At 35.9% G+C, this 16,487-nt stretch carries 16 protein-coding genes; 5 read left to right on the forward strand and 11 right to left on the reverse strand.

The genetic code is table 11. From position 1 onward, the window contains the following. Window positions 1-14: 14 nt before the first annotated feature. The 10 genes from B8967_RS16175 to B8967_RS16220 form a co-directional block, all read right to left on the reverse strand. A complete protein-coding gene (locus B8967_RS16175; protein WP_084086755.1) occupies window positions 15-428 on the reverse strand; it encodes a nuclear transport factor 2 family protein in 414 nt (137 codons plus the stop codon). A 3-nt stretch (window positions 429-431) separates the two neighbouring features. After that, complete coding sequence (locus B8967_RS16180) at window positions 432-959, reverse strand: TetR/AcrR family transcriptional regulator (protein WP_084086756.1); 528 nt, start codon at window positions 957-959, stop codon at window positions 432-434. 132 nt (window positions 960-1,091) lie between these two features. Continuing rightward, window positions 1,092-2,132, reverse strand: a complete 1,041-nt coding sequence (locus B8967_RS16185) for a TerC/Alx family metal homeostasis membrane protein (protein WP_047489384.1) — start codon at window positions 2,130-2,132, stop codon at window positions 1,092-1,094. A gap of 87 nt (window positions 2,133-2,219) precedes the next feature. Further along, complete coding sequence (locus tag B8967_RS16190) at window positions 2,220-2,828, reverse strand: TerD family protein (protein WP_047489388.1); 609 nt, start codon at window positions 2,826-2,828, stop codon at window positions 2,220-2,222. A 74-nt stretch (window positions 2,829-2,902) separates the two neighbouring features. After that, window positions 2,903-3,850, reverse strand: coding sequence for a hypothetical protein (locus B8967_RS16195; RefSeq protein WP_084086757.1), 948 nt, complete (start codon window positions 3,848-3,850; stop codon window positions 2,903-2,905). A 16-nt stretch (window positions 3,851-3,866) separates the two neighbouring features. Further along, the gene (locus B8967_RS16200; protein WP_174772382.1) at window positions 3,867-5,036 is read right to left on the reverse strand and encodes a toxic anion resistance protein; all 1,170 of its coding nucleotides are present in this window, start codon (window positions 5,034-5,036) and stop codon (window positions 3,867-3,869) included. Window positions 5,037-5,038: 2 nt separating this feature from the next. After that, complete coding sequence (locus tag B8967_RS16205) at window positions 5,039-5,596, reverse strand: TerD family protein (RefSeq protein ID WP_047489391.1); 558 nt, start codon at window positions 5,594-5,596, stop codon at window positions 5,039-5,041. Beyond that, window positions 5,586-6,410: a phosphoribosyltransferase family protein gene (locus B8967_RS16210; RefSeq protein ID WP_084086758.1), complete on the reverse strand. Its 825-nt coding sequence runs from the start codon at window positions 6,408-6,410 to the stop codon at window positions 5,586-5,588. The genes B8967_RS16205 and B8967_RS16210 overlap by 11 nt, the downstream gene beginning before the upstream one ends. A 7-nt stretch (window positions 6,411-6,417) precedes the next feature. After that, on the reverse strand, window positions 6,418-7,086 hold the full coding sequence (locus tag B8967_RS16215; RefSeq protein ID WP_084086759.1) for an HAD family hydrolase: 669 nt from the start codon (window positions 7,084-7,086) through the stop codon (window positions 6,418-6,420). 330 nt (window positions 7,087-7,416) lie between these two features. Beyond that, window positions 7,417-8,955: a SulP family inorganic anion transporter gene (locus B8967_RS16220; protein ID WP_084086760.1), complete on the reverse strand. Its 1,539-nt coding sequence runs from the start codon at window positions 8,953-8,955 to the stop codon at window positions 7,417-7,419. A gap of 586 nt (window positions 8,956-9,541) precedes the next feature. Between B8967_RS16220 and B8967_RS16225 the strand changes: the two genes are divergently transcribed. Both B8967_RS16225 and B8967_RS16230 read left to right on the forward strand, forming a co-directional pair. Further along, on the forward strand, window positions 9,542-9,970 hold the full coding sequence (locus B8967_RS16225) for a transposase (RefSeq protein WP_047489403.1): 429 nt from the start codon (window positions 9,542-9,544) through the stop codon (window positions 9,968-9,970). 11 nt (window positions 9,971-9,981) lie between these two features. Then, entirely contained in the window at window positions 9,982-10,320 is a 339-nt protein-coding gene (locus tag B8967_RS16230; RefSeq protein WP_047489406.1) for a hypothetical protein, read from the forward strand. 1,359 nt (window positions 10,321-11,679) lie between these two features. Here B8967_RS16230 and B8967_RS16235 read toward each other — a convergent pair. After that, window positions 11,680-13,194 carry a TROVE domain-containing protein gene (locus tag B8967_RS16235; RefSeq protein WP_084086860.1) on the reverse strand — a complete coding sequence of 505 codons (1,515 nt, stop codon included), beginning with the start codon at window positions 13,192-13,194 and terminating at the stop codon, window positions 11,680-11,682. Window positions 13,195-13,644: 450 nt separating this feature from the next. On the opposite strand from B8967_RS16235, the gene B8967_RS16240 reads away from it, so the two are divergent. The 3 genes from B8967_RS16240 to B8967_RS16250 all read left to right on the forward strand — a co-directional run bounded on the left by B8967_RS16240 (window position 13,645) and on the right by B8967_RS16250 (window position 16,415). Next, the gene (locus tag B8967_RS16240) at window positions 13,645-14,091 is read left to right on the forward strand and encodes a VOC family protein (RefSeq protein ID WP_047489409.1); all 447 of its coding nucleotides are present in this window, start codon (window positions 13,645-13,647) and stop codon (window positions 14,089-14,091) included. Between the two features lie 7 nt (window positions 14,092-14,098). Beyond that, a complete protein-coding gene (locus tag B8967_RS16245; protein WP_084086761.1) occupies window positions 14,099-14,908 on the forward strand; it encodes a helix-turn-helix domain-containing protein in 810 nt (269 codons plus the stop codon). A gap of 82 nt (window positions 14,909-14,990) precedes the next feature. Further along, a complete protein-coding gene (locus tag B8967_RS16250; RefSeq protein ID WP_084086762.1) occupies window positions 14,991-16,415 on the forward strand; it encodes an MFS transporter in 1,425 nt (474 codons plus the stop codon). Window positions 16,416-16,487 lie beyond the last annotated feature (72 nt).

Consider the following 16,487-nt stretch of genomic DNA (forward strand, 5'->3'; position numbering starts at 1 on the left):
ACAGTCTCTTGGTTTTATCTGAACTTCCTGTCTTTTTCAGTAATCGACAGATCATTGATGCTTGCATACCTTTTCTGCATGAGTCCGTTTTCATCAAATTCCCAGTTCTCATTTCCATAGGCCCTGAACCAGTTGCCATCTTTTGTTTGATATTCATATTCAAAACGAACCGCAATACGGTTGTCAGTATGTGCCCAGTATTCTTTTTTGAGTTTATAATGGAGTTCTCTTTCCCATTTCTTACGAAGAAATATAACAATCTCTTCTCTTCCATTGATAAAGGTATCCCTATTTCTCCACTCACTGTTTATTGTATATGCTTTAGATACTTTTTCGGGGTCCTGACTGTTCCAGGCATCTTCTGCCATTTGAATTTTTTCCAACGCCGTTTCAAGAGTGAAAGGGGGAAGCGGATGTTTCTGTTCCATTGTTTATTGTATTAAATTGGTGACTATTCTTTTTGTTTTCTCAATCAATTCATTAGACTTGAAAAGCTGACTTTCAATGATACTGCTCTCAAAAAGCATATACATATGATCGGAAAGTACATCATCCGCCAACAATTCTAAAAAGTAGTTTCTAAGGTCCGCTTTATGTGACTGAATTACGCTGAGTATTTTGACATTATCCATTGGAATTTCTGATAAAATATTCAGAAAGCTGCATCCTCTGAAGTTTTCCTTCTGATTCATATAGATTAAAAAATCAAAAGCACTGATGATTTTAGACTGATGATCTTTTGCCTGTGATGAAAAATGATGAAGTTCGCTGAACCAAAACTGATGTCTTACCTTCAAAAATTCTACACATAGGTCTTCCTTGGATTTAAAGTGCAGATAAAAACTTGCTTTAGCAACTCCTGCATCGGAAATGATCTGATTGATACCCGTGGAATTATATCCCTGTTTTACAAACAAATCAAATGTTGTTTCAATTATTCTGTCTCTTGGAGAATTCATCTCTTTTTGTTTTGTATGACAAATGTATGATAAAAAAACAAAACAGACAAACTTGTCTGTCTGTTTTAATATGAGGCCATAAGAAAACCCTGAGGTTTACTTCTCAGGGCTTTTTTTTTATTTTAAAAACGTTTAGTCTTCTAATTTTTCTTTTTCCGCTTCTTCTTTTTCAGGGAATATAATGGATAAAAGAACCGAGATTACCAATACGCCTCCTACAATTCCTAAAGAAACAGGAGATGGAATGTGAATCCACGGTGCAATAAGCATTTTAACTCCAATAAATGAAAGGATAATGGCCAGACCGTATGGAAGTTTGCTGAACATGTGAATAAAGTTTGCCAGTAGGAAATATAATGATCTAAGACCTAAGATAGCAAAGATGTTCGATGTGTAAAGAATGAAAGGATCATTTGAGATCGCAAAGATTGCCGGAATAGAATCCACAGCAAAAAGAACGTCTGTAAATTCAATAACCCCCACCACTACTAAAAGAGGTGTTGCCATCTTGATTCCATTCTGAATGGTGAAGAATTTGTCACCATCATAATTGTCAGAAACTTTCCAGAAGCTTTTAATCAGTCTTGCTCCTGCTGTATTGCTGTAGTCTTCATCGTCATCATCGCCTCCGTCACCCCAGGATTTGATTCCTGCGTACACAAGAAACAGTCCGAACAGGGCCATCACTACATTGATCTGTACTGGTTTTCCGAAAACATTCATTTCAGGAAGATAAGTAAGGTTAATAAGTCCTACCCCAGCAAAGATAAATATAGCTCTGAATATCAGTGCACCGATAATTCCCCAGAACAACACTTTATGATGAAGGTATTTCGGAACTTTAAAGAAGCCGAAAACAAGAATAAACACGAATAAGTTATCCACAGAAAGGGCTTTCTCGATCCAGTAGGCGGCCTGATACTGTGTAAATTTCTCTACCGCAATAGCATGACTTTCCGGTGTTCCGTCTGTATTGAAAACCCAATACACTACGCCTGAAAAGATCATAGAAAGTGAGATCCACACGATAGACCAGATGGTCGCTTCTTTGGACGAGACTTCGTGACTTTTTTTATTGAATACCCCTAAATCCAGGAGCAGCATGATAACAACCGTTATCGCGAATCCCCAGACCAGGCCAGGGTGCAGTTCTAAAATACTTTGATGTTCCACTTGAGTTATATGTTATTATATGATAAAAGCAATAAGTGTACAAGGTACAAATATTGCTAATTTATTTATCTATTGATTGATAATTGTTTATAAGTAATTCATCTGTACAGTCTGAATTGTTTGTTCCAGTTTTCTATCTGCTGTAGGATCTCCGATCGCATTGAACTTCCATTCTCCGTTTCTCTTATAGAATACTCCCATTACCATAGCAACATGTCCTCTGAAAGAGGCATCGTTTGCGATATCATATTTAGCAAAAACTTCTCTTACGTTGGTAGGAGATCCTTCATAAATACGGATAGAAGCAAAAGGAATTGTTCCGAAATCCTGACCTTGGTAACTGTTTAGAACCATGGCAACATGTTCGATATTGGGTTCCAGTTGGCTGAAATCTACTGTAATTACTTCATTATCCAAACCATCATCTCCATTTATATCCCCTGTAAGGTCATCTCCACTGTGCTTTACAGATCCGTTTCTGGACTTTAGGTTTCCGAAATAAATGACTTCTGTTACATTTTTGTTTGAATCATATAAAATACAGCTTCCATCTAAGTCTACTGCTTCTTTTTTAGTTCCAAAAAGACCTTTTTTTTCAATTGCTCCCCAGTTGATTCCTACACAAGCTTGGGAAAGTTCTGCGCCGTTTTCTTTTTTAAGGTTAATTCTTTGACCTTTTTGTAAGTTGATAGCCATCTTTTTATGTTTAGTTGTTATTTACTTTTTTTGTGAAAGAGCGGATTGGCTTTTTTCACTTTTCAAATTTCGTATCAGTTATTATTCAAATTCAAATTAAGCATTGCCCTCAGGATATTTGTTTCTTCATCGAAATCAAATATTTTGCTCATAATATCTATATTTTCCAGGTTTTTTAAATAGTCTTTCAAAACACCTTCCACTTCTGTGGGTATACTGCGTTTTCTTTCGTTCATACTATTTTCCAGGTATTCATTTTTCCTTTTCAACTGATCGATAATAGTGCCCTGATTCGATTGATTTTCAGAAATATCGAGCTGATCCAGTTCTTTGTCAAAAAGATAAAGTTTCTTTTCATCTACACTGAAAATAAAATAATCATCAGACTGAAAGATCTTGAAAAGTTCATACTCATGAATTCCAAAAAGGTAGCCACAAACAAAACGTACTTTAAATCCCTGTATATTAAGTCTCCCCAACAGTTTTCTTTCAATGGAATAATCCAGATACTGATAGGCAGGAAAAGATTCAGACTTCAGCAGCGATTCATCTGCTTCGGTTCTGTAAAATTCCTGAGCATACTTCTTATGGAAATAGAGTACATTATCCCAATTGGCGGTAAAAACATCTTCCGTAAGATCTTTATACAATGTTTTCAAATGTTGTGAAAATACACCACTGTACATTTTCCTGTCCGTCTGAAAACTGTCTACCCGTCTTTCTTCAAAACCTGAAATATATTTTTTATTAATACCAATTTCATTGATGACAGTCAGCATATCATTTTCCTTCTGTCTTTTGATTTTGGTCAGCAATTCTATAAGGCTGTCGGTATATTGAAGGTGAAAAAGCTCCAGTTTGCTATAATCCAAAGCAGTATTCTCCTGGAACAGATTGTGGATAATATCTGTTTTGATGTAAATGGATATTATGTCAATATGTTCAAAAAAATTAGCCAGAAGTTTAAGCTTTGTTAACCTTCTTTTGCTTTGCGACAATATGGTTGCTGCATCATCCCCCACCTTGGTACCCTGTTAATTAACCTCTGACATTAGCTTTTAATTCATGCTCCAATGTCTGAAGATCCTGATCCAGTTTTCTTCGGTTATCAGCACCTTGCTTCTGGATCTGTTTCACTTCGTTTAGCGTATTGATAAGCATTGAAGTTGTTTCTCTTAGTGTTTCTACAGATACAATAGTCTGTTCATTGGCTCTGGCTACATTCACTGAATTCTGACCAAGACGTTCTGCATTCTTTTTTAAGATAGCCTCAGTAGTGGAAGATACTTTCTGCTGAATTTCAATATTCTGTTGCTGTCTGTACATGGCAACAGCCAGAGAAAGCTGGTTTTTCCATACCGGAAGTGTCGTGGTAAGAATTGTTTGTGCTTTTTCAGCAATAGAAACATTATTATTCTGTACTAATCTGATCTGTGGCAGCGACTGCATCATGATGACACGTACCACCTTAAGATCAGCCATTCTTCTGTCTAATCTTGCAATGAAATCTCTTTTATCTGCAATCTGATAGTCCTGATAGCTTTCAGGGCTGGCTTCCATCAAGGCAAGCTCTCCTGCAGCTCTTTCCATTCTTACATTTCCAGCAATTACCAGCTCTTCTATTTGCTTAATGGAATTTACATTACTTTCAAAAATAGTCTGCAATACAGCATTATCTTTTGTAGAAGTAATGATCCCCGCATTTACTTTATAAGAGATCTGCTCAATATTATTGATGATCTTATCATATTTTGTAAATAGGTTTTCCACCTGAGTCATGATCTTTTTCATGAAAGGCAATTTGCTTAGGAAACTCTTTACTTTATTTCCATTAAGCTCTTCTACGTCTACATAATTAAGCTCTACCAAAAGATCATTGATAAGTACACCTACTTCTCCTGAGTTTGATCTTCTTACATTTCCTAAGAAACTGTCACTCTGGTTCGATAATGTTTTCTGAAGCTCAGCTCCAAAATTCACAATAGATCCTGGATTAGCTTCGTCAATGGAGTTGGCAAGAAGCTCGTACTTCTGGCGTTCTTCCGGCTGCAACTGACTAAGGCTTACATTTCCCTCTCTGTCTACAAGAACTGCCGGTGCTGCATTTTGAACAGGCTGACTCGGCGGAGCCATTGGCGTAGGTTCAAATGTTTTAAGAGGTTCAATTGATCCTAGTGGATCTATGGGTTGATTTTCCTGATTATCCATACTTATTTCTGATAAATTGATACAAACTTCTCAAGGCCGTCTCTTTGTCCTGCTCCTACAGCCTCAAATTTCCATTCTCCGTTTCTGTTGTAGATTCTTCCAAACTCTACAGCGGTTTCGATTGAGAAATCTTCATCCAGTTCATATTTTAAGATTTCTTCATTCGTATCTGAATTAAAAATTCTAATGAAAGAATTTCTTACCTGTCCAAAGTTTTGCTTTCTAGCATCTGCATCGTGAATAGTAACGACTACTGTAATTTCCTGAATGGCAGCATCAATTTTTGTAAGATCGATTTTAATCTGCTCATCATCACCTGAACCTTCTCCTGTAAGGTTATCCCCGGTATGAATTACTGATTTATCCGGCGACTCAAGGTTGTTATAAAAAATAAAGTGGCTGTCTGACACTAATTTTTTGTCTTCACCCAATAAAAATAAAGAAGCGTCAAGGTCAAATGCTGTTCCTGTAGAAGTATTATTGATATCCCATCCTAAACCTACAGTAAATTTAGGTGCGTTAATGTTTTCTCTTTGTCCTTTTTGTAAGTTAATAGCCATAATATAATTCCGTTTGTGTTAAAGTATTGATGTTATTTTCGTATTCTTTTATTAAATGATAATTGTTACTGATGGCCAGCTCCAAAAGAAGGTCCATCTGTTCTTTTTTTACTTTAGACGTAAGATAATCAAAATTACTTGAATTAAGGCCTAAAATATATTTCACGATCCTTGTATTGAATTCAAAACTTGATTTTCCCATCACTTCAGCAACATGATGTACATTTTGTACTGCATAGTAATTGAAATAGTTTTCAATCTTAGGATCAAGGTCAAAATTCATCAGTTCAGCGTAGTACAGGAACATAAAATCAGCTTCTACCTTATATTCATTCAGGATTCTGTTCACTGTATATTCATGGCTTCCGGTAATTTTTATATCGTCTATAAAAATACAAAGTTTTCCTCTTAAAAAATCCTTATCTATATAATAAGTATCATTGGCAATCAGATTTTTACGATCTTCAAAATTAAGATTCCCATAATCTGTAATATAGGTATGGTTTCTATTGATTTTAGATAAAACACTTGATTTTTTTCCTTTTTGAAAGAGATAAAAATCCAGGTATTTTTTAAAGAAGAAACATAAAAAGTTGGAAGCAGTAGGAATTGCCATATATGGACTTGGAAGTACCACAATTTCTTTATCTGTATCTAAAATCTCTTTATTCTGAGAGATAAACCCCTCGAATAATTCCTTTGCAAATTTTTCAGCATACGACTTATCGCCATATTTGAAATAGCTGTATTCTGCCGGTGAGAAAGTGAACTCATCTGCAGAATGAATGTGGTGTAAGCTGTATCTTGTATTCATGTTTATTTTAGTGTTTAAGTAAATATGCACTGAAACCGAAGTCTTTCGCTCCTTTATAATCTGCCACAGGATTGTCTCCGATATGCAGAATCTTATGCATTGGAATATCCTGATCTTTAATCTTATTCTTCACTTCCTGAAAAATAAGTGGGTTCGGTTTGGAACAGTTTATCTCATCGGAGTAGATATGAAAATCTATATACTGATCCAGATTTTCATGAATCAAAAATTTCCTCATCGTTTTACCTTTGATAAATCCGGTATTGCTTAGAACATTAATGGTTTTACCCTGGTTTTTGATATCGTCAAAAAAATCATGGATATTTTCAAAAATAATTACCGGTTTGTATTCTAAAAAAAGCGCTTCGCTTTTAATATAAAATTCGTTCAGTTTTTCTTTATTTAAAAGCTTTATATCAATATTCAATGCGCCCAAGATCATCAGATAGATTTCAAAGGTATCTATATTACCTCCTGTTACCTCATTAATTGTATTGCAAAGATCATCGTAATATTTTACAGTTTTGGCAACGTCTTCTATGGGTTTGTCAACATTAAAAAACGAGGAGAACAGCTCAACTCTTTTTGTTTTAAATTCAGGATGAGATTTGATTAATGTGAGCCACAAGTCAAAGGAAAAATGACAGTGGTTATGAATGTCGATATCTGTTTTCAATATGTTTTAGTTAAAAGTTTTATTTAGCTTTTTTGAAAAAGATTTAAATTTTATTAATCATCAAAAAGTGTTTAGTTTTCTACTTATTCCCAAAGATAAAATATTTATCAGAAATGCATTACTTTAGTTCCCTGTTTTAAGATATTTTATGATTTATGGAACGAAATAAAAGCAAAACAAGGACCGTAATTTTCTTTTTACGGTCCTTGTTTAATTTATGAATACCTATTTTAAGAGTCGTGAACGGTCAATACGCTACGCTTGTCAATCTCTTCATTTACACTCATAGCACCGCTAGCTTGCGAAGCAAAATTCACGGTTGACAATCACCTATTTTTCAGGCATTACTTTATATGTGGGATCTTCCTGAATATTAACTTCAATCACGGCTTCAGCATTTTTAAGCATTTTGTGGCAATCTTCACTAAGATGGCGAAGGTATAATGTTTTATTTTCCTGTTTATACCGCTTTGACAGCTTATCAAGAGCATCCAGGGCGCTCATATCTACTACCCTGCTTTCTTTGAAATCGATGATCACCTCATCAGGATCATTTATTGGGTCAAATTTATCCGAAAATGCTGTGACAGAACCGAAAAATAACGGGCCATATATTTCATAATGCCTTACCCCGTTTTCATCCGTATATTTTTTCGCCCGTATTCTTTTAGCATTATCCCAGGCAAAAACCAATGCAGAAATAATGACCCCCACCAAAACTGCCAATGCAAGATTGTGCAGAATGACCGTTATCAGAGCCACTGTAATTCCTACCACGATATCTGATTTCGGCATTTTATTAATAATTCTGATAGAAACCCACTGAAAAGTACTTATAGCCACCATCATCATTACTCCTACCAACGCAGCCATAGGGATTTTTTCAATAACAGGAGCTCCAAACAGGATGATCATCAGAATCATCAAAGAAGCGATAATCCCTGATAACCTGGCTCTTGATCCTGCATTGAGATTCACCAGTGTCTGTGCCACCATTGCACAGCCACCCATCCCACCAAAAAAGCCGTTGGTCATATTGGCAACACCCTGTGCAACAGATTCTTTGTTGGCATTTCCTTTTGAATTTGTAATTTCATCCACCATAGACAATGTCAGTAGTGACTCTATTAACCCTACTCCGGCCATAATGAGGGCATACGGAAAAATAATCTGCAAAGTCTCCAAAGAGAAAGGAATCTGCGGAATATGAAAACTGGGAAGATTTCCACTTATATGGGCAATATCAGCCACTGTTTTTGTGGGAATATTAAAGCCCAGAACCACTGCAAATACTACGATAATAGCAACCAAAGAAGCGGGTACAACTTTTGTGATCTTTGGAAAAAAATACACGACAGCAATCGTTAAGGCAGTCAATCCACCCATAATATATAAAGGAAACCCCTGAAGCCAGCTGACGGCTCCATTAGTCCCTGTAATTTTAAACTGTTCAACCTGTGCCATAAAGATAATAATAGCCAATCCGTTCAGAAATCCATACATAACAGGTTGTGGAATGAGCCTGACAAATTTCCCCAGCTTAAAGATTCCTACCAGCATTTGAAATATGCCCGCCAATACTACAGTTGCAAAAAGATATTCTATCCCGTGAGATTGGATCAATGCAATCAGAACAACAATGGTAGCACCGGCTCCCCCTGATACCATTGCGGGACGTCCTCCTAAAACGGCTGTTACCAGTCCCATTATAAAAGCGGCATAAAGACCTGTAAGTGGTGAAAGCCCCGCCAGAATAGCAAATGAAAGAGATTCCGGAATCATGGTCATGGCTACGGTAAAGCCTGCCAACAATTCATTTTTATAATTGATTTTCTTCGAAAAATCGAATAAGCTTATGGTATTTTTCATTGATAGACAAAGGTATGTACTTGTACAATGGCATACAATTATTTTCTTTTGATCTTTCTTCTAATCTTTTTAAATAATTCACACCACCGTTATACAATATGTTAATTTTAATTAAAATTTTACTATAAATAAACTTTTTTACCATTCTTATTCTGCTTACTTCCAATTTTTGTTTAAATTTGAAAACAATTAAGCAAATTATTTACTATTGATAGGGAATGTTTACGTAAAGTTTTTGTTATCAAAACACATACCCCTTGTAAATAACTACTTAAATAGATAGAATTGCATGAAGAAACTTTAATAGGTTATATATTATTTACACAAATGGTAGAAAAAAGAGGTTTGAAAGAGAAGAGAGTTGATCAACCAAATGAAAATAAGAAATATATTCTAAGATCAATTAAAGTGGCAATGCCCCCATTCTTTTAAGATATTAAATTCATCTTGAACATTTTTTGGAGCATTATTACTCCAATACTCTATTGACTTCAAAATCAAGCCAATCCGTTCGTCCCTACTTTAATATATACTGCCTATTTTTTCAATGCATACATAAGTTTAATCAAGATAATATTCAATAAAAATGTTATACAAAGAGATCCATATCGGAAAGTTTATTAAGGAGAGAGTTGATGAAAATGAAATAACTATTGAGAGAATATGTAAATTTTTGGGAAAGGATGAAGAGTCTGTTGAAAAGATGTACGAAAAAAAATCACTAGAGGCAGATATTCTTCTACGATGGAGCAAATTATTAGAGTATGATTTTTTCAGACTGTATAGTTCTCACTTAATATTATATGCTCCTCCTTCTGCAGTAAATAAAAACCAGCAGAAATCTGATAAAATTCCATATTTCAGAAAAAATATTTACACTCAGGAGATTAAAGAATTTATCATGAAAAGGATTCTTTCGGGGGAGATGACACAAACTGATGTTATTAAAGAATATTCTATTCCTAAAAGCACACTCCACCGATGGCTTCAAAAGGTTGATAATACTAACGGATAAACAGATACAGAATGCGCCCGAATTACAAAAAGATTTATCATGATATGCTTACACTGGAACATCCTGAGAAATTACAAGACCCAAAAATCAAAGAGCTTCTTGAAAAGCTGAATACGTCTGAAGATGTCCTGAAGTTTAATGAAAAATTATTCCAGCAGTCCAGAGAAAACCAAAAGCTAAAAACATACGACAAAAAGACAATGCTGAAGCTTCTTCAATATCAAAAGAAGCACGGGCATTCTACCAGTTATATGTCTAAAAAATATAAAATAAGCAGAACAACACTCTCAAAATGGAAGATGATGTTTGAGGAAGACCTTGAAAATACAACGAAAAATGCCGGTAAATAATCTACCGGCATTTTTTTATAAAGGTAATGATAAGGAAAAAGCGGGCTGTACGTTGAGCCGGAATCGAACCGGATAGCCTTACCGGAGTTACCGATTTCGCTATTCCTCCCATAGTTGCGTAACGATGAAATTTTTCCTAACGACACTTATATTATTATTAAAATAAAGCTGAAAGTGCAAAGACGGACATTGTAAAAGTCTGAAAGAAAACAATCAATCGGACATTGTAGAAAATTATGATACAAAGATGTCTTACAGCTTCCAGCTTTTCTTTTTTATAAAACAAGGCAATAAGCAAAAAGTGATGTCGTGCTCTAACCCCTGAGCTACTCTTCCTACTATACATCGTAATCTTTTGTGAAAGAGACGGGATTCGAACCCGTGTCCCCGTCGTGATAATCGAAGTAACACTATTTTACGGCACTTGTTAGTTTTTTTTAATAAAAAGAGGCAAAAAATAAGAGAAGACTTTTATAAGATCATTCTCATGACCTATTCTGGAGTTGAACCAAATTAAACCGAAGTAAGCCTTCTCTACGGCACTCTTTATTACCTCAAGGTAAAATTGCGGAATCTTTCTTTTCCATATGCTCTACCTTCTGAGCTACATCCCGTTTACAACAGGGATGGCAGGAATCGAACCTGCGACCTTATGATGTGTAATCGAAGTATGATTCCAAAACGACACTTGAGTATGTATTTTATTTTTCATCAGTCATTGTGCTTTCTGATATAATCAAGGTAATATTCTTAGGATCTGTCGTGCATTTGCTCTACCTTCTGAGCTACCTTTCCTTTTCGGGGGAGAAGGCAGGATTCGAACCTGCGACCCAATGATTAAAATCCCGAAGTATGATCCTAAAACGACACTTGATATAAGTTGAGCAAGGCAATGATTCAAACAGAGACGTATTAACAAGGTGCTATCTTTACACCATCTGCTTCCACAGAACAGGACTTGAACCTGTACTTTTGTTACCCTAACGAAGTAACTCTGCTCTACGGCACTTACCCCTTTACTATTGATTATAATAATTTCATGGTTATTAATTTCTTGTTACAAATTTATGCAGCTTCTGCGCATTCTATTTACGTACTTATTTTTTTATTAAAAACCAAGCAATGAATAATAAGAGTGTATGGTATTCAATTAAAAGTTGACGATGGAACTCTTATCAACGGCATTGGTTATTTTATACCGGGCAATGTGGTGAAAGACTCTGTCAGTTTGGATTCGAAGAACGTCTTTTCTTACGGCACCGGTATTTTACTACTGCAAAATTACAAGCTAAATACGCATTCTTTTTACGCAGTTTGTTTTTTATTTTTTATTATCTTTTATTTTAAAAGCAGTGCCTCTTACAGCACTACTTTTTTTATCATTTCTACTGCCGATTTTTGGTCTTCCAATGCATTCAATACATCGAAAATTTTGTCTGACCAACCTGCAATAAGGTATACATCATTTTTTCTGACCTCTAGAGGCTGTCTACCATAACCCGCCAGATCAAAAATATACAGCTTCGCATTCGGAGCTATGGTTTTGTACCTGTTCCAGGAGTCTTCAAAAGAGTTTTTCAAGCCATGGCTGTCCCACATCTGGGTATCTGTGAACAACATTAGTTTATCCACTTTTTCCTTTCTCTTGATCAAATCTTCGATAACGAGATAACCATTTGTAGAGTAGCCCACTTCTCCTTCACGCTTGTAGAAATCAACATTTCTTAAAATGCTATTTTTGGGCATCGGAACACGCATCCAACGGTCACCGAATATACCTGTTACTACATTATTACACTGAGACTGCAGGATCATAGACATCAGCAATCCTATATCATACAACAGGACTTTACTCTTATTGGACACCGGTTTCTGCATTGAACCTGAAACATCCGCTGCAATGACCACTGAAGTATCAAAACCAAAGCCTTTAATATTCTTTGCACTTATCATTACTGCATTTTCAAGGGCTTCCAAAAGAGAGGACAAGTATGGAGAATCAGTATTTTTCAACTCTCTATAAGCTGCCAGGAATCTGAATGGTAGCTGTTTTGAGTTACCAACCGCTTTTTCGTCGGCCAAGTACCGGCATACTTTATCCATTGCTGAAGATGACACTCCCGCTTCTAAAATATTTCTAAGATTTCGCAAGGTTGCCATATAGCCCAGCTTATTGCTGAAGATCAATTCTTCCCATTTGCTTTTGAAGGCTACTTTTCTTTCTTCTTCAGTAGCGAATTTCTTCTGCCCTAATACTGAAAGTTCAACTTCCCAAGTATAAGGAGCTTCCAGGGTACCATTTACAATCTTGTTGAAAACAGCCTGTTGGTTCTCATCTTTAGCTTTTGGGTGAACCAGGAACAATGCATCTTTTAATGTGATTTCAGCTTTTCTATTGTATTTTGCAAACTGATATTCATCAAATTTATTGAATGATTTTACCAAACCTTTCTGAATCTGTTTTGATAATTTATTCAGTTTTTTTGTTTCTGTTCTTTCATTGGCAAGTTGGTAGTAAGCCAATAGCTCTGTGATTTCATCCGCTCTCTGAACAATGCCATCCACTGTCCGGCTTACTAAATCCGTACCTGAAGTCTGCTTTGCCAGCTCAGTTGTCAAAACCAATGGTATAGAACGCAGGTACATATCTCTTCTTGCATAGACCGCTAATTTCGCCACAAACTCCGGATCATTTTTTTTAATCAGAGACTGGATTCTTTCCAACCTGTCATTTCCTTTTTCATAAGATGTATTGGACAGTCCTGTTGTAACAACAGCGCTATATAATTCTTCTGCAGGTGTCATCACGTATGCTTTTGCACCTTCGTAGTTCCTAACTACTTTAGTCTCTTTTCTTAAAAAATTAAATTTCATGATTACTGTTTTTTTGTTAAACATTGGGAATCTATATCTTCCTCTCTAATTTCTGATGCAAAGTAAATACCTCATTACGCAATCATTTTGCGTAGATATTTTTATTAAATTTTTTTTTGCATTTTTATTTTGAATCATAAGAAACTGAGTGTTTATCGGAAATTTATGGTGGATTACTGATAAAAATCTAAGCACTTTATTTTTATATCTTGTCGTCATCCTATTGAAAAGCAGCCAAGCTCACTTCTATTAACAGAGAAAATGATGTTTAATGATCACATTATACATTATACATTATACATTATACATTATACATTATACATTATACATTATACATTATACATTATACATTATAAAAACCGTCTATCATTCATTTCACGTTAAAAAATCACAGATACCAGCTTTTTAAGTATCGGTTGTCTAGCTTTGTGATGATTAAAAATTAGAACTATGATTACAGGATTATATGAAACACATGTTCAGGTAAGCGATTTGGAAAAAGCAGTAGCGTTTTATACAAAAGTATTAGGATTACAATTAGCACACAGGGATGAGACAAGACCTATCGCCTTTTTGTGGATTGGAGAGGACAAGAAATTTATGTTGGGATTATGGGAGCAAAAAGAGAATCTTCAAACCAGACATTTTGCATTTACGAGCCATAAAGAAGATATCCTGAATTATTCTGTGAAATTTTTAGAAACTAAAAATTTACAACCTTATAATTTTTTAAAGAACGGCACCGTTCAGCCAATGGTTTTTGCATGGATGCCGGCCCTGGCCATTTATTTTAATGATCCGGATGGCAACCAACTTGAGTTTATTTCAATTCTGGAGGGTGAAGGAAAACCAGAGCTGGGAGTACTTACCTATGAAGAATGGATCAATCTTCAATAAATCCCATATGAATCCTGAAATCCTTTATACCCAGGATACTGACCGTTTTCTGGCAGCTATTCCGCAAAAAAACAATTATTATGTGGTTTTATTATGCTTGAAAGGAAACACACTGGTTAAAATCGGGCATCATAGTTTTGAGCTTGGCCCGAATATGATTTCTATTCTTTCGCCCGGTAAAATTTTTTCTACCGAAAATCCTTCCGTTGATCTGGAAGTTATTCAATTACATTTTGATCAATCATTTCTCAATAAAACTTTTGTACGGGAAGGGATTGTAGATGAACTTTTAGAACTGAATACCGACTATCCTCCTGTTTATACTCTGGATGATTCTTTCCCCCGTGTGCTGGAAAAATTCAGATCCATCAGGAATGAACTGACAGAGCAGTCAGCTTATCATCTGGATCTCGTGCGTCTGATCACATTAGAAATATTATATGAGTACAACAGGGCTTGCGAATTCTGTTTGCTAGGCTTCAAAAAAAATATGAATCGTAATTATCAGATCACTTATGAGTTCAAAAAACTGGTTGACAAAAATTTTACCCATTGGAAAACAGTAGCAGATTATTCTTCTTTTTTAGGGATTACGGCCAAACACCTCACAGAAGTCATCAAGATAGAAACCGGATATACGGCATTACAACTTATCCATGAAAGGTTATTGTTGGAAAGTCAATATTTATTAAAGCATACAACTTGCTCTGTCAAGGAATGTGCCTATATTTTGGGATTCGAAAGTCCTTCCTATTTCACCCGTTTTTTTAAAAACAATACCGGCAGTAATCCTAATACATATCGTTGTCAACCGTAAAATGTGACAGATAAACCGCAGTTTAGATATTGCCTTTCTTTGGCTTAGTCCTGAAATTTGTACTCTTATATTATCACATCATATGAAGGGTACAAACAATCGATCAACAGCTATAGAAAATACCTCCTGGTATGCTTTATTTTCTAATGGAAACGGAATAAAAGCCGTCACCTTGGCATTGGGGGTTATGCTTCACGCGACCAATGTTTATCTTGCTACAACAGTGATGCCTTCTATTATAAAAGAAATTGGAGGATTAGAATATTACGCATGGAATACCACTCTATTTGTAGTAGCTTCCGTTATCGGCTCTGTTATTTCTGCTAACCGGATATCAAAGCTGGGGCCCAGAAAATCTTATCAGGTGGCCATTCTGGTTTTTTCAGTGGGAACCTTAGTCTGCTCCCTGGCTTCATCAATGCCTATTTTACTACTAGGCCGTTTTATACAGGGACTTGGTGGAGGATTGTTGTTTGCATTGTCATATGCCATGATCAGAATTGTATTTTCGGAAAATTTATGGCCCCGCGCTATGGCACTCATTTCAGGAATGTGGGGTATTGCTGCTTTTTCAGGGCCGTTTATAGGGGGTATTTTTGCGGAACAAAATGAATGGCGGTGGGCGTTTGGAGTTCTTTTGATTATTTGCCTGGTTATACTGATCATCTCTTCCGTCATTCTTCCTAATACAAAACGTGCAAAGGAGATTCCTTCCATTCCTTTTTTGAAACTTTTAATGCTTGTTCTTGCTTCTTTTTCTGTTTCGGCCGGAAGTATTTTTGAGAATAGTTCAGTCAATATTGCCGGAGTAGTTCTTGCCTTATTTTTCCTGTATATGGTAAAGATCAGAGAAAATAAAAATTCAGAAGTCCGTCTTCTTCCCTCCGGTTCTTATAGCCTCTCTTCCTCTTTAGGAAAAGTATATGCTGTTATGTCCCTTTTGACAATTGCAACCTCCATTGAAATTTTTGTCCCTTACTTTGCTCAGGTACTTAATGGATTCTCACCGATACAGTCTGGATACCTTACCGTACTTATCGCTATCGGCTGGACTCTCTCTTCTATACTATTTTCGGGGGTGAAGGCTGATTTTTCCAACAAGCTGATTCTCTCCGGATGCACCCTCATGCTTATAGGTCTAGCCGGGCTCACTATCATTTCATTTCCTATGGATATCACCTCAACATCCACAAAGCTTGTTTTAACCTGTATTTTCCTGTTTGCCATAGGCATGGGAATCGGAGCCGGCTGGCCCCATTTATTAACCAAAGTATTCTCTTTAGCTCCTAAGGGAGAAGAGGAACTGACTTCAACTTCAGTAACTACAGTACAGCTCATCGCCACAGCTTTTGGAGCTGCATTGGCAGGTCTCGTGTCAAATATTGGAGGCATCACAAATCCCGGAGGTTTTGAAGGTACCCAAAATGCATCCTTAGTATTATACGGAACATTTTCATTAGCCCCTCTCCTTGCGATGATAATTATAGTGTTTAGAAATAAAAAATAAATAGATATTGAATGTTACCGTTATTCTAACGGACTCCGGCAAGCCCTTTGGGCTTGCCGGAACTATATATTA

It is taken from the genome of Chryseobacterium sp. YR221, assembly GCF_900176315.1.
GTDB classification, from domain to species: domain Bacteria; phylum Bacteroidota; class Bacteroidia; order Flavobacteriales; family Weeksellaceae; genus Chryseobacterium; species Chryseobacterium rhizosphaerae.